At 53.7% G+C, this 14,166-nt stretch carries 16 protein-coding genes; 14 read left to right on the forward strand and 2 right to left on the reverse strand.

Annotated features, from left to right (window positions below; all coding sequences use genetic code 11):
- Positions 1 to 106 precede the first annotated feature (106 nt).
- Positions 107 to 475 carry a flagellar protein FlaG gene (locus tag CEK60_RS17425; RefSeq protein ID WP_089040068.1) on the forward strand — a complete coding sequence of 123 codons (369 nt, stop codon included), beginning with the start codon at positions 107 to 109 and terminating at the stop codon, positions 473 to 475.
- 132 nt (positions 476 to 607) lie between these two features.
- Here the strand turns inward: CEK60_RS17425 and fliE are convergent, their stop codons facing one another.
- Positions 608 to 934, reverse strand: a complete 327-nt coding sequence (fliE, locus tag CEK60_RS17430; RefSeq protein WP_089040069.1) for a flagellar hook-basal body complex protein FliE — start codon at positions 932 to 934, stop codon at positions 608 to 610.
- Positions 935 to 1,191: 257 nt separating this feature from the next.
- Here fliE and fliF point away from each other — a divergent pair, with 257 nt between their 5' ends.
- The 13 genes from fliF (at position 1,192) to fliR (ending at position 12,818) form a co-directional block, all read left to right on the forward strand.
- On the forward strand, positions 1,192 to 2,955 hold the full coding sequence (gene fliF, locus CEK60_RS17435; protein WP_089040070.1) for a flagellar basal-body MS-ring/collar protein FliF: 1,764 nt from the start codon (positions 1,192 to 1,194) through the stop codon (positions 2,953 to 2,955).
- Complete coding sequence (gene fliG, locus CEK60_RS17440) at positions 2,948 to 3,955, forward strand: flagellar motor switch protein FliG (RefSeq protein WP_089040071.1); 1,008 nt, start codon at positions 2,948 to 2,950, stop codon at positions 3,953 to 3,955. The genes fliF and fliG overlap by 8 nt, the downstream gene beginning before the upstream one ends.
- Positions 3,948 to 4,718 (forward strand): flagellar assembly protein FliH, encoded by a 771-nt coding sequence (locus tag CEK60_RS17445; protein WP_089040963.1) that lies wholly within the window; start codon positions 3,948 to 3,950, stop codon positions 4,716 to 4,718. The genes fliG and CEK60_RS17445 overlap by 8 nt, the downstream gene beginning before the upstream one ends.
- Positions 4,719 to 4,758: 40 nt before the next feature.
- Positions 4,759 to 6,147, forward strand: a complete 1,389-nt coding sequence (gene fliI / locus CEK60_RS17450) for a flagellar protein export ATPase FliI (protein WP_089040072.1) — start codon at positions 4,759 to 4,761, stop codon at positions 6,145 to 6,147.
- Between the two features lie 2 nt (positions 6,148 to 6,149).
- On the forward strand, positions 6,150 to 6,602 hold the full coding sequence (gene fliJ / locus CEK60_RS17455; RefSeq protein ID WP_089040073.1) for a flagellar export protein FliJ: 453 nt from the start codon (positions 6,150 to 6,152) through the stop codon (positions 6,600 to 6,602).
- Positions 6,603 to 6,625: 23 nt separating this feature from the next.
- The gene (locus CEK60_RS17460; RefSeq protein WP_089040074.1) at positions 6,626 to 8,263 is read left to right on the forward strand and encodes a flagellar hook-length control protein FliK; all 1,638 of its coding nucleotides are present in this window, start codon (positions 6,626 to 6,628) and stop codon (positions 8,261 to 8,263) included.
- A 168-nt stretch (positions 8,264 to 8,431) separates the two neighbouring features.
- Positions 8,432 to 8,908 carry a flagellar basal body-associated protein FliL gene (gene fliL, locus CEK60_RS17465; RefSeq protein WP_089040075.1) on the forward strand — a complete coding sequence of 159 codons (477 nt, stop codon included), beginning with the start codon at positions 8,432 to 8,434 and terminating at the stop codon, positions 8,906 to 8,908.
- 20 nt (positions 8,909 to 8,928) lie between these two features.
- Positions 8,929 to 9,984: a flagellar motor switch protein FliM gene (fliM, locus tag CEK60_RS17470; protein WP_038480163.1), complete on the forward strand. Its 1,056-nt coding sequence runs from the start codon at positions 8,929 to 8,931 to the stop codon at positions 9,982 to 9,984.
- On the forward strand, positions 9,981 to 10,499 hold the full coding sequence (gene fliN, locus CEK60_RS17475) for a flagellar motor switch protein FliN (RefSeq protein WP_089040076.1): 519 nt from the start codon (positions 9,981 to 9,983) through the stop codon (positions 10,497 to 10,499). Before fliM ends, fliN begins: the two co-directional genes overlap by 4 nt.
- Positions 10,496 to 10,948: a flagellar biosynthetic protein FliO gene (fliO, locus tag CEK60_RS17480; RefSeq protein ID WP_089040077.1), complete on the forward strand. Its 453-nt coding sequence runs from the start codon at positions 10,496 to 10,498 to the stop codon at positions 10,946 to 10,948. Before fliN ends, fliO begins: the two co-directional genes overlap by 4 nt.
- 8 nt (positions 10,949 to 10,956) lie before the next feature.
- Positions 10,957 to 11,724, forward strand: coding sequence for a flagellar type III secretion system pore protein FliP (fliP, locus tag CEK60_RS17485; protein WP_089040078.1), 768 nt, complete (start codon positions 10,957 to 10,959; stop codon positions 11,722 to 11,724).
- Positions 11,725 to 11,752: 28 nt separating this feature from the next.
- Complete coding sequence (gene fliQ / locus CEK60_RS17490) at positions 11,753 to 12,022, forward strand: flagellar biosynthesis protein FliQ (protein ID WP_009723992.1); 270 nt, start codon at positions 11,753 to 11,755, stop codon at positions 12,020 to 12,022.
- A gap of 4 nt (positions 12,023 to 12,026) precedes the next feature.
- Positions 12,027 to 12,818, forward strand: coding sequence for a flagellar biosynthetic protein FliR (fliR, locus tag CEK60_RS17495; RefSeq protein ID WP_089040079.1), 792 nt, complete (start codon positions 12,027 to 12,029; stop codon positions 12,816 to 12,818).
- Positions 12,819 to 12,907: 89 nt separating this feature from the next.
- Here the strand turns inward: fliR and flgL are convergent, their stop codons facing one another.
- Complete coding sequence (gene flgL, locus CEK60_RS17500; RefSeq protein ID WP_089040080.1) at positions 12,908 to 14,161, reverse strand: flagellar hook-associated protein FlgL; 1,254 nt, start codon at positions 14,159 to 14,161, stop codon at positions 12,908 to 12,910.
- Positions 14,162 to 14,166: the final 5 nt, after the last annotated feature.

Genomic DNA, 14,166 nt, shown 5'->3' on the forward strand with positions numbered 1-14,166 from the left:
GTAGCTCCCCGGCCGATAATCGTGAAGAGGCCTATAGCTACGATTCGACGGCCTTATCACCTTGTTGCCACCACGCCGCGTGGCTTTTATCTAAAGGATTCCGTCTATGGGCCCCTTGTTAATTGATGAGCTAATCTCGATAGCAACAACTCCCTATCAATCAACCAGCTACCAATCAACCAATCCAACAACATCGTTACAGCAGGCACCTGGCATCACAGGCGTTGCCGGAGAGCAGCCCGAACTTCGCAGCGTGAGCAAAGAGTCACTTGCGGTACCTATACAGCGGATCAACGAAACCTTGCGGCCACGGGGGTTGGAATTTGTACTGAGTGAGCAATCCGAGCGCGTCATCACGAAAGTCATCGACCGCGAAACCGGTGATGTTATTCGCCAAATACCAGCCGAAGAGGTGTTGCTCGTCGCAGAGCGGCTGGAAGAGTTACAAGGACGAATTATTTCTTTAGAAGCCTGACCAAGCGATAGGAGAGGTTACTTCATCATGACCAGTGATCTCTCTTGCTGACGCCACCCGCTAATCAATTACCCACCGTTGTCATTAGCGCTTGTTACTCGCTTTTTTTCGACACCAACGAATAAACGCTATCTACACCTGCATATTCATTACGTCGCGATAGGCCGTTACCAGGCGATTACGCACTTGAAGGCCCATCTGAAAAGCAACACTCGCTTTCTGCATGTCGACCATCACGTCGTTCAGTTCAACATTCGGTTCGCCTGCCTGAAAAGCCGTCGCTTTTGCGTTAGCAGCCTGCTGTAAGCGATTGATACGCTGAATAGACGCCTGCAACTCACTACCAAAACTGCCCTGACCCACCGCCGTGGCAACCTGCTCACCCTTGATAGGCTGGGCTGCCTGGGTAGCTAAACCTTGCATTTGCTGCAGCGCTGATTGTATGGCAGGTGAACTCATAAGCACGACTCATCCGGAGGAAGGTGAAGTAATACCAAAAGCCTATCACTGGTAGCAGAACACTCATACGTACAAATACGCCTTAAAAGACAACCTGTTCGTTCATTTATGCTCGACCTGCCACAGGATAATGGCGTCCATCACAATTCCGCTTCATCTTTTTAGCGGATAACCGCGATTGACGGATATTAGCCTATGCCTTCTTTGGTGATGCGCCTGAGCCGTCATCAGTTTTGCCTGTCCTCGTGGGGGCACGCATGAGCGAAACTGGTGCTACGGCAGGCCGTCAGAACAGTACGACACAACATGCACCCCGCAGCGGAACGGCAGACAATGACACCAAAAGCCCCACGACGGCTCAGCGCACGTTAAAACAGCTGCGTGGCAACCCGTTGGTTGTGCTGTTGGTCGCTGCTGCAGCTTCTATTGCGATTATTGCTGCCCTTTTCATGTGGGCCAGCAGCCCTGAGTATCGGGTTCTGTATAGCAACCTGAATGAAGCCGATGGTGGACGTATCATTGCGGAGCTGGATAGCCGCGGCGTTCCCTATCAGTTCAGCGAGGGCGGTCAAGCGCTGTTAATACCCAGCGATCAGGTGCACACGCTAAGGTTACAACTTGCTGAGCAAGGGCTCCCCCGTGGCGGTAATCTGGGCTTTGAGCTGATGGAGAATCAAGCCTTTGGTATCAGCCAGTTTGCTGAACAAGTTAACTTTCAACGTGGCCTTGAAGGTGAGCTGTCTCGCTCCATTGAATCACTGGGCCCCGTCGATAAGGTTCGCGTTCATCTTTCGATGGCCAAGCCGTCGGTCTTTATCCGTGATCGTGAGCCGGCCAAAGCCTCCGTTGTACTGACGATGTTGCCTGGGCGTGTTCTGGGCGAGGGGCAAGTCAGCGCTATCGTCCATATGGTATCCAGCAGTGTCCCTGAGCTGGCACCGGAAGACGTCACCATTGTGGATCAGAATGGTCGCCTGCTTTCGTCTACAGCGTCACAAGGCAACGACCTGGATGGCTCTCAGCTGGCGTACATCGCAGAAGTCGAACGCTCCTATCAGCGCCGTATCGAAAATATCCTGTCTCCCATTCTTGGCAATGACAACGTACGCGCCCAGGTAGCAGCGCAGATCGACTTTTCTCGCCGTGAACAGACCTCCGAGCGCTACGCCCCCAACCAGGCCCCCAATGAGTCCGCGGTTCGCAGCCGTCAGCTCAGCCTGTCGTACGATGGCGAGGATCCTCTGGCGACCGGTATTCCAGGGGCATTAAGCAACACCCCTCCCGGTGTAGCGCCATCACCTATCAATCAGCCCGACGCTGATGAAGAGGATGCCGAAGTACCTGAAAACGCCTTACAGAACCTACGTCAAGATGACGTGGTGAACTATGAAGTTGACCGCAGCATTGAACACATTCAGCACCGCCTTGGCCAGGTAGAGCGCCTATCGGCAGCGGTTGTCGTGAACTTCCGTCAGGTTATTAATGACGAGGGCGAAGCAGAGCAAGTTGCGCTAAGCCCAGAAGAGGTTGCTCAGTTGGAGCGCTTGGTTCAACAGGCCATGGGCTTCTCGCAAGCGCGTGGCGATCAGGTGGAAGTCGTCAATACGCCGTTCGTCAGTGTCGATGACAGCGCGTCTGACGTCGCTTGGTGGCAACAGCCGGAGACCCTGTCGATTGCCTCAACCTTGGGCCGCTATCTGCTTGTCGCCCTGGCAACGCTATTGCTCTATTTGCTGATTCTACGGCCACTGATCAAGCGCTATACCCAGCCACCGGTGATGGCTGCCGCCATGCCTGGCAGTACGTTTAGCGCCAGCGTTGGAGGCGAAAGCGAAGAAGATGAGCAAGAGAACGAGGCATCTGCGTCTGGTGAGAACGAGGATACCTACAGCAACAAGCCCAAACGGCGGCGCAAAACCTCGCTGTACGAACACAATCTTAACGACCTGCGTGAAATGGCCCAGGAAGATCCCCGTATGGTCGCAATGATTATCCGCAGCTGGATGAACACTCATGAGTAGCCCGATTGCCGAGATGACCGGTGCACGCAAAAGCGCCATTCTCTTGCTTGCGCTGGACGAAGATAGCGCGGCGGAGGTCTTCAAGTACCTCAGCGCCAGCGAAGTACAAGACATCAGTCTGGAAATGGCCCGCTTGCATCAAGTCTCACACGAAGACATGAAAGCAGTGCTGGAAGCCTTCCATAAAGAAAGCGAAGAGTTTGTGGCGCTAAACCTCAACTCTAGTGAGCATATTCGCTCGGTACTCACCAAAGCGCTGGGGAGCGAACGTGCCACCAGCCTTATCGAAGATATTCTCGAGACCACGGGCGGCAACTCAGGCATTGATGCGCTAAATCTCATGGAAGCCTCCATGGTGTCTGAGCTGATTCGTGACGAACATCCGCAGATTATCGCCACTATTCTGGTTCATCTGGACCGCCACCAGGCGGCCGATATTCTTGAGCTGTTTGAAGAGAAGCTGCGTAACGATGTGGTATTGCGTATCGCAACCTTCAGCGGCGTTCAGCCAGCCGCGCTGCAGGAGCTAACAGAAGTGCTGACCAGCATGCTGGATGGCCAAAACCTCAAGCGCAGCAAGATGGGTGGCGTAAGAACGGCAGCCGAAATTCTCAACTTGATGAATTCGTCTCAAGAAGAAGTCGCCATCGAAACCGTGCGCTCGCACAGCGAAGATTTGGCGCAAAAAATTATCGACGAAATGTTCCTGTTCGAGAACCTACTCGACCTGGACAACCGTGCCATTCAGATGGTGCTTCAAGAAGTCGAAACCAACTCTCTGGTGGTGGCCCTCAAGGGCGCCCAAGAAGCCCTGGTCGACAAGTTCCTACGCAACATGTCGCAGCGGGCAGCGGATCTTGTTCGCGAAGATATGGAAGCCCGAGGCCCTATTCGCGTTTCACAGGTAGAAACCGAGCAGAAAGCTATTTTGCAGGTGGTACGCCGATTGGCGGATTCCGGTGAGATCGTCTTAGCAGGCGGGGACGATGAGTATGTCTAACGCCAAAACGCCTGAATTTGATCGTCACGGTAGTTGGCGGCGCTGGCAGATGGATGAATTGGCTGAACAAAAGACAGGCTCACAACCGGGCGGCATACCAACGCCTTCCGCCCAGCAACGCAAAGTAGAGGCTGCCAAGAAAGCAGCCGAGCAGGCACGCCAACGTGAAGAGCAGGAACGCCAGGCACTTTACGAACGCATTCGCCGGGAAGCCGAGGAAGCGGGTTATCAGGATGGCTTAGCCCGAGGCCATCAAGAAGGTCTTGAACAAGGCCTTAGCGAAGGGCGCGCCCAGGCAGAGACAGAGCTAGAGCAACACATACGTAAAACCGTGGCGCCCCTACGCTCACTGGCAAAACAGTTTGCTGATGCGCTAGAGCGTATTGATGAGACGGTGGCACACGACCTCGCCGAGCTAGCGCTAGCAACCGGCAAGCAGTTAGCCGCAGACGCGCTACAAGAGAGTCCTGAGCAAATTCTTGAGATCGTTCGTGAATTACTCCATACCGAGCCACCGCTTGTAGGCCAGCAACGTCTTTGGCTTAACCCGCAGGACCATGCGCTGGTTAAAGAACATCTCGGTAGCGAGCTACAAGCGGCCAGTTGGTCGCTTCAGCCAGATGATCAGCTCGCACGTGGCGGGTGCCGGATCACCAGCGCCCAAGGAGAGCTGGACGCTACGTTTGAAAGCCGCTGGCAGTCAGTTGCTGCCCAGTTACGCAAGCGCCATCACAACAGTGATTCCACCTCTCCTACTCGTTAATACAAAGGTAAATGCACACGTTGATGAAACAGGTAATGCAATGAGCGAGGCAACTTGCCCTCACCTCTACCGCTGGCGCAAAGCACTGCACCGTACAACGCAGCGCGTCAGCCAGTTGCCTCACTACCGTACCAGTGGCCGTGTGATACGAGCCACGGGCATGGTCATTGAGGTCGTGGGGTTACGCGTGGCGGTGGGGAGTGCTTGCCGCATTGAATTACCTGGTGCAGATGGGCGGTTGAACGATAGCGACAAACATGCAGAAGCAGAGGTCGTTGGTTTTTCTGGCGACAAACTGTTTCTCATGCCGCTAGAAGAAGTTTCTGGCCTTATGCCGGGAGCCAGAGTCTCTCCGCTTAGTGATGGCAGTGGCCATAGCGCCCGACGTTTTCCAATTGGCGATGACCTGCTGGGGCGAGTGCTCGATGGCAATGGCAACCCGTTAGATGACCGTGAAAGTTTTGAGGACACGCCTCGCGCAACCCTTAATGCGACGCCGCTTAACCCACTTTCCCGAGCGCCTATTGATGCCCAGATTGACGTTGGCATCCGCGCCATCAACGCATTACTGAGCGTTGGCCGTGGGCAGCGTATGGGCCTTTTTGCTGGCTCAGGGGTAGGTAAATCCGTGCTGCTAGGCATGATGGCTCGCTATACCCAGGCGGATGTCATCGTAGTGGGGCTTATCGGCGAGCGTGGCCGTGAAGTACAGGACTTCATCGACAATATCCTGGGGCCAGAGGGTCGCAGGCGTGCGGTGGTCGTGGCAGCGCCCGCGGATACGTCACCACTCCAGCGCCTACAAGGGGCCGCTTACGCGACGCGGCTGGCCGAAGGGTTTCGCGATGCGGGGCGCAACGTTCTGCTGATTATGGATTCGTTGACCCGCTACGCCATGGCACAGCGTGAAATTGCGCTCGCGATTGGCGAGCCGCCCGCCACCAAGGGTTATCCACCCTCGGTGTTCGCTAAGCTACCCGGGCTTGTCGAGCGTGCTGGAAACGCTGAGCGCGGCGGCGGTTCAATCACCGCTTTTTATACGGTGCTGACCGAAGGCGATGATCAGCAGGATCCTATTGCCGACTCAGCCAGGGCAATTCTGGACGGTCATATCGTGCTCTCTCGCACGCTAGCCGAAGCAGGCCATTATCCAGCGATTGATATTGAAGCCTCAATCAGTCGTGCGATGACCGCCATTAGCTCTCCTGAACAGCTTCAAGAAGCCCGCACCTTTAAACAACTCTTTTCACGCTATCAGCGCAATCGTGACTTGATCAGCGTAGGGGCTTATAGCCCAGGGCACGACCCAAGACTGGACGAGGCGGTGAACCGCTTCCCGTCATTGGAACGGTTTCTTCAGCAAAACATTGATGAGTGTGCAACGCTTGAAGCATCACGCCAAGCACTGCACGCGGTAGTGGGAGGTTAGCGATGAGTCATTCACAGCTCGACATGCTGACAGGCTTAGCCCGTGATGCGCGGGATAAAGCCGGGAAATTATTGGCAGAAGAACGACAAACGCAGCAACAAACAGAAGCGCAACTTCAATCACTTAACCGCTATCGCGTGGAGTATGCCGAGCGTTTACAGAAGGCGATGCGCGACGGCATCGACCCTGCCACCATGTACAACTATCAGCAATTCCTGGCGTCGCTGGATGCCGCCCTCAGCCGGGCACGGCAGGCGCTTGTAGCCCAGCAAAAACGTGTACAGCAAAGCCAACAGCATTGGCAGCAGGAACAGCGCAAGCTCTCCTCCTACGATACGCTGACATCACGACGCTTATCCGAAGAGCATCGCCGCCAAGAACGTCATGAGCAAAAATCGAGCGATGACTTTGTGACTAACCGTTTAGCCCGCCAGCCGAATGATAAGGCGCATTAGCGCCGCGCCGAGGAGCTGTATTTATGACTATTGAGCTATTGCTAACAACGCAGGGCCAGGGAGCTAACTCGTCATCAAGCTCCTCTGCAGCCCCCGGCTCTCCGCGGGCGGCGCAAGGCATGTTCCTTCAGGCGTTTACGCAGGCTGTAAGCCAGCAGGCCCGCCCCCTCACTAGCGCCCAGGCAGAAAACGCCCCCACAGTTTCACTAAGCGATATCGTTGAACAATTAGCATCACTTGATAGTGAGCTGGATGAGGAAACACTGTCGAGCATAGTGGCCACTGTAAGCGCTCAGGGGCAGGCTACCGACATCTTCTCTTCCGGTACTGATAGCGCTGCGCTTGCTCAAACGCTAGAAACGGCATCAGCAGCGCGAGAACAAGCCCGGGCACCAGAACAGGCTTCTTTATCGCCTGCTAGCGAAGGCAGTGAGACGACCGAGACAGCCACGCAGATGACTATCGCAGAAGTCGCGTCGCGTTTAGCCCTCATCGCGTCATATTCTACGCCGCCAACCGCAAATCCTGCGGGCTCCAGTGCACAGCCAGCGAACCCTGCGACGCTCTCAGCCGCGAGCTTAAGCACGGCGACGACCCAAACGCCACCGAATAACCTTGCGCCTACCAACGCTGCGACTGCCGCCGCCTCTTTCCTTGATCGCCCAACCCTCGCTAGCGCTGCTCCGCGTGATGGGCAGGTAGCCCAAGCAGGCGAACGAGTTGTTGCAGAAACATCACAGGCAACGATACAAGCGTCAACCAACGCTGCTGCGTCAGTCATGCCACCGTTGCCTGCCACTAGCTCAGCCACCACACTACCCAATAATACGGGTGAGCTGGCTCAGTCAGCGGTTGGCTCCTCGCTAACCAGTGCCCTGGCAGCCACAGCACAGCAAACAGCGGGCGTCACCAACACCCCGCGCCTATCAAGTGCTAAGGCGTTGACAGCAGAAGCAGCGACCACACCTATTAACGCCCCGACACTTGCGGCATCGCTGAAAACCATTCCTGCCCAACCGTTTACGAGTATGCAGCCAGGCATGCATGCGCTGTCTCCGCTCAATACTGCACTAGCGCCTACGGTGAATGCTGACGCGGTGGCCAGCTTATTCGCTGAGGCAGAGACGGCGAGTGTCACCAGTGGCGCGAGCAAAGGCAGCGAGCAAGCGTTACCTGCATCGCTGACATCACCAAACCAAGCCATGCCTAACAGCCCAGCGACAGCGACCTTAAACACGCCGCTTACTAGCCCCGCTTGGCCTTCCCAGTTAGGGCAGCAGTTAATTCAGTTTGCTCAGCGTGGCGGTGAGCACCAAGTTAAAATGCAGCTTCACCCTGCTGAGCTAGGGCCATTATCGATCACGCTTAAGGTGACCGAACAGGGCACACAAGCACACTTTTTATCGTCACACGCCCCTGTTCGTCAGGCCATTGAGCAAGCCATTCCTCAACTACGTGAAGCACTTGCTGAACAGGGCATTTCATTAGGCGAAACCTCCGTGGGCGAACAGCAGACCCCGAATGAGCAGGCTTTTGCCCAGCAAACGCCAGGCAAAGCAGCTGGCAATCGAGGCGGTGAGTTAGGTAGCGATAGTGCCCCTTCACCTACTGAGGTGGATGTCCAAGGCAGTCCAGATGGCCGTGTAGATATCTATGCTTAATGCTTAATTCCAGAGTTAGCGTTGAGTATGGCGACACTGATACTCGCAACATCACTTAACTAAACCAAAAGATAGGCTCATCCAATGAGCTTGTTCATTTCATCACCTGTAACAGCGTTAGGCATAATGCTTGACTAGTGTTACGGGTGAAATTTATGGGAACAGCAAATGGCAGAAGCAAGCGGCGGGTCTAAAAAACTGCTTTGGATAATGATTGTATTGGTACTGCTTTCGTCAGCGGGTGCAGCGGCAGCTATTTATTTAGTGCTGGATCAGCGCGGCGGCAATGCTGAAAACGACGAAGCACAGCAAAAAATTGAGCATGTAGCGCCTGTTTTCACACGTATTGATCCATTTACTGTCAATCTGGCAGATGATCGTTATGGCTCCCGTTTGCTTTATACCGGCATTACGCTTCGGGTTGGCGACGAGCAAAGCAAGGCGATTATTGAAGAACACATGCCCCAGGTGCGTAGCCGCTTGCTTATTTTATTATCAGGCAAACAGGCCAATGAATTAACCTCCACCGAGGGGAAAGAAGCGCTGGCCCAAGCGATCATCAACCGCTTGAGCGTCCCGCTTACCGAAAACCAGCCTCCCCTCGACTTACGGGAAGTGCTGTTTACCGAATTCATTGTGCAATAACCCGGGAACTGGAGCCGTTCATGTCACAGGACGATCTACTGTCCCAGGAAGAAATTGACGCCTTACTAAAGGGCGTCAGTGGAGATGATGAGCCTGCTGCTCCGTCATCGTCCACCCAAGAGGAAGTTCGCGTTCGCCCCTACGATCCCGCGACACAGCATCGAGTGATTCGTGAGCGCTTGCACGCGTTAGACTTTATTAATGAGCGTTTTGCACGCTACTTCCGCAATGGTCTATTCAACTTGATACGGCGCAGTGCCGATATCACCGTTGAGTCGGTGCGTTACCAGAGCTTTAGCGACTTTTCGCGCAATGTTCCGGTACCCACTAACTTGAACCTTGTATCAATGAAGCCGCTGCGCGGATCGGCCCTGGTGGTCTTTCCACCTAACCTGGTGTTTATGGTGGTGGATAACCTGTTTGGTGGCGATGGTCGTTTCGTAACGAAATCGGATGGCCGTGAATTCACCAATACCGAGCAGCGTATTATCCAACGCCTGCTCAACTTGGCCATTGATGCCTACCAAGAGGCGTGGAAGGTTGTTTATCCGCTAGAAGTGTTTTTTTTACGCTCCGAAGTGCAATCCAAATTTGCCAACATCACCAACTCGCCCAACGAGATTGTGGTGAACACCAAGTTCAATATTGAAGTGGGCAACCTGTCGAGCAACTTCCAGATTTGTATGCCCTACGCCATGATTGAACCGCTTAGGGATTTGCTCGCCAACCCGATTAATGACAGCAACCATGACCACGATGGCACATGGTCACGGCGCATGGCGAATGAGCTTCGCCAGTCAGAAGTTGAGCTAGTCGCTGAATTTGCCCAAATACCCAGCCGCATTGCCCACGTAATGGGGCTTAAAAAGGGCGATGTATTGCCCATGGATATTCCCAATACGATCACCGCTCGTGTCGACGGTGTCCCGGTGATGGAGTGCGAGTACGGGAGCCAACAGCAGCAACGCGCATTACGCGTGCTACGTATGATCGACCATGCCGCTATGAATAACCTATCGTCCAAGGACTTTATTAAAGGTTCAACGCGACAGAAAGCCAAGGAACCCAAAGCATGACTGATCCAAATAAACCCGATCAAAAGGTCTCTGATGATGATTGGGCGGACGCCATGTCTGAGCAAGAAGAACCTAGTTCAAGTGCCGATGCCGCAGGTGAGGAAGACCCATGGGCAGCGGCCATGGCCGAGCAAGAAGCCGCTGAGGAAGCAGATGCCTCAAGCAGCGAGCCTGAGCCAGAAGCGCCTGTTGCTAAACCAGCGAGCGATGAAGTATTTCGTCCGTTAAGTGCTGAAAGTGGCCATGCCGAGTCTCGCGACTTGGAAATGATCATGGATATCCCGGTCAAGCTGACGGTGGAGTTAGGCCGTACCAAGCTGACCATCAAGCAACTACTTGAACTTGCCCAGGGGTCGGTGATTGAGTTGGAAGGTCTCGCTGGCGAGCCCATGGATATTTTGATCAATGGCTATTTAATCGCCCAAGGGGAAGTGGTTGTGGTGGAGGATAAATACGGCATTCGCATCACAGAGATTATTACTCCCTCTGAGCGCATTCATAAACTCAACCGATGAGCGTCGCGTCCTCTTCTTCATCAAGCTCCTCACTTGATGCCATAAGCGGCAGCGGTGATGCCTTAATAGGCATGGCAGCACTCGGCAAAACAGCAGCGGCACTCGCTCTGGTCATTGCCATTATTCTGCTGTGCACAGCGGTACTCAAACGCTGGCAAACCGCCCGTCATCACCATGGTGCCCACTTAAAAATTGTGGGCAACACCGCGGTAGGCAATCGCGAGCGTATTGTCGTGGTTGAGATAGAGGATACTTGGCTGGTCGTCGGCGTTAGCAATGGGCGGATAACGAAACTGCATGAACGCCCTGCGCCGACGGATCGCTCTACTTCGTCGCCCGCCGAGGCGCCTTCGCGGTTTTCTCAGCGTTTAGCCCAGGCACTCGCCACCAGCCGGGGCAAACGCGATGCCGAGCCCCCTACCGCCTCCGATTCAAACCACACACCATGAGATTCGAGATGCACTTCGCTTGGCCTTATGGGCGGCGTTGGTGGCTAATACTTGCCACGATCGCCTGCTGCTTATTTGTTTTACCTGCTCATGCACAGCAGCTTCCCGGGCTGGTTTCTCAGCCTTTGGATAATGGTGGTCAGCAGTGGTCGCTGTCGTTACAAACGCTGCTATTTTTAAGCTCTCTGGCTTTTTTGCCAGCCATGCTACTCATGATGACCAGTTTTACGCGCATCATTATTGTACTTAGCTTGCTTAGAACAGCCATGGGTACCCAGGCAACACCACCAAACCAGGTTTTATTGGGTATCGCGCTTTTCTTGACGTTTTTTATTATGTCGCCTGTCTTAAACCAAGTGTACGACACCGCTTGGATGCCGCTCACTAATGAAACGATCAATTTTGAAGAGTTCTTACTGCGGGCTCAGCAACCGTTTCGTGAATTCATGCTCGCCCAAACCCGCGAGCCTGATTTAGCGCTGTTTGTTCGTTTAGCAGATGTAGGCCCAATGCAAGGTCCCGAAGAGCTGCCTATGCGGGTCTTACTGCCTGCCTTTGTCACCAGTGAGCTCAAAACTGCCTTTCAGATTGGTTTTACTATTTTTATTCCCTTTCTGATTATCGACTTAGTGGTTGCGAGTACACTGATGGCGCTCGGCATGATGATGGTGCCACCGATCACGATTTCACTGCCCTTTAAGCTCATGCTGTTTGTATTGGTCGATGGCTGGCAGTTGATTATTGGCTCGCTAGCAGAAAGCTTTTACATGATTTGAGCGTCGCGTTCAGCGACCAGGAGTATCCATGACCCCGGAAATGGTGATGAGCATTGCTTACCAAGGCATGCGGGTAACGCTTTTTCTTGCAGGCCCTATGCTGCTGGCCGCCCTTTTCACCGGCCTTATCATTAGCTTGTTCCAGGCAGCGACCCAAATTAATGAAATGACGCTGACCTTCATTCCCAAAATATTAGCCGTCTTTGCCGTCTTGGTACTTGCTGGCCCCTGGCTAATTGGTTTGATCACCGACTTCACGCATCGCCTCTTCACCAATATTCCCAGTATGGTGATGTAACGCCATGGTGGAGGTGACGTTCGCCCAGCTCCAGGCGTGGTTAGTGGCTTTCTTTTGGCCATTTGCACGTATTACGGCCTTTATGGCGGCCTCGCCTCTCTGGGGCCATTCCAGCGTTCCGAATCAGGCCAAGGTGGCGCTGGCGGCGATCATTGCCATTGTGATTGCCCCGATATTGCCTGCCATGCCTGATATTCCCATCGTGTCGTGGGCAAGCGTAGGTATCCTGGTTGAGCAGCTGCTGATAGGCGTTGCGATTGGCTTAGTCATGCATATTGTTTTCGCCGTAGTGCAGGCAGCTGGTGAGTTTATCGGCTTGCAGATGGGTTTGGCGTTTGCCAGCTTTTTCGATATGTCGAGTGGCACCAATATCATGGTGCTATCGCGTATTCTTTATATGATTACGCTGTTGATGTTTCTTGCTATGAATGGCCACCTGATGGTGTTAGAAACGTTGATCATGAGCTTTGAAACACTACCCATCGGCATTGGTGCCTTAAACCCAAATGCGTTTGAGCTGCTGGCGCGCTATGCAGGAACTATTTTTGCGTCCGGAATGCTGCTTGCGCTACCGCTGGTCGGCTCACTGTTGATCATTAACTTAGCGCTCGGCATTCTCAACCGCTCAGCGCCACAGCTAACGGTATTCAATATCGGTTTTCCAACCTCATTAACCGTTGGGCTTATTCTGCTGATGGTATTAATGACAGACATCGGCCGCTTTTTACAGCAGCTCTTTAGTCAGGGGTTGGCCTTTATGCAGAGCCTGATCGAGACCATGGCGCCGTTAGGCTAGTGTTCAAAGCGCACCTGCCAAAAGCCCCAACCGCTAGCGATTGGGGCTTTTTTTAATGCGACGTCATGCATTACTAAAGCGTGGCCGTTTTACATATAGTCGAACAACGACATGCCTTTAATATCGACGAATGCTTTCTGAGCAGCCTGAAGACCCACTTGGCGTAAACTATATTCAGAAATCGCTTCGACGTAATTCAAATCGACCAAGTCAGACAGGGTTTGCTCATAGTTAAGCTTTCGGTTGCTGCCTACCGCATCAATCACCTCCAGCTCATTCAGCCGAGCACCCGCAGAAGCACGAACGGAAAGCACGTTATCGAGCGCATTATCAAGATCACGCATCGACGTATTAAGCGTATTGCGCAACGCAGCCTTTTCCGCGGTGCTTTGGGCTGGCGTGTCTAGTACGCTAATTGCTGCTTCCATAGTGCGAAACAGATCCGCACCACGCTGCTCGCTGCCCGCCTGGGCAATTAGGATTTCATCATCGGGCTCGGCGCTGCCGGTAAGTGTGATATTAATCCCAGCAAAACTAAGCTGCTGGCCGTCGCCAACATATTCGCCACTGGCCACCAAGTCAGCAGCGTCTTCCTGCCAGGCGCCGTCGCTAAAACGTTGTACTTGATAGCTGATGCCGCTATCTAGCGCTGCATCTTCACTGAACACGACACGGTAGCTGTCGCCATAGCCTGGAGCGTTAACATCGGTCAGCTGAGGCCCCTTGAAAGTAACGCCCCCGCGATTTTCTGTACTGGCTTCAGCGATATAGCCAGCACCGTTGGGTACACCCTGAAAAATCGTGGCGCCATTTTCAGCTACAGGCATCAAACGCGAAGAATCGACACGCTGCTGGCGTGAACTGTTATCACCGTTATATTCCACATTGCCGTCTGCCGATTTAACAAACGGCGGAGCATTATCTTTATAGCCGCCGAATAAGTAGCGACCATTGCCATCAGTGGCATTCGCCTGCCCCAGCATCGTTTCGTAAATGCCTTTTAGATCACTGGCAATGGACTCACGGTCCACATCGCTCAGCGTATCGCTAGAGGCTTGAATCAGCAGCGTTTTAGCACTAGTCACTGCATCACTGACACTGTTAAGAATGCTCTCAGTTTGCGACAGTGAATTGCGTGCCGAAATCCGTGCGTCTGAAAACTGCTGGTTCATCGCTCGGGATTGATCAACGCCGACAGCCCGTGATGCTGCCTGCGGATCATCGGAAGGATTAATCACGCGACGGCCACTAGCAAGCTGCTGGCTAACTTTCAAGAAATCGCTTTGCTGACGGTTAATAGAAGCCGTGCTCTGCTCAAACATAGTGACCGTACTAATACGCATCGCCA

The sequence above is a fragment of the Halomonas sp. N3-2A genome (genome assembly GCF_002216165.1).
Lineage (GTDB): Bacteria > Pseudomonadota > Gammaproteobacteria > Pseudomonadales > Halomonadaceae > Vreelandella.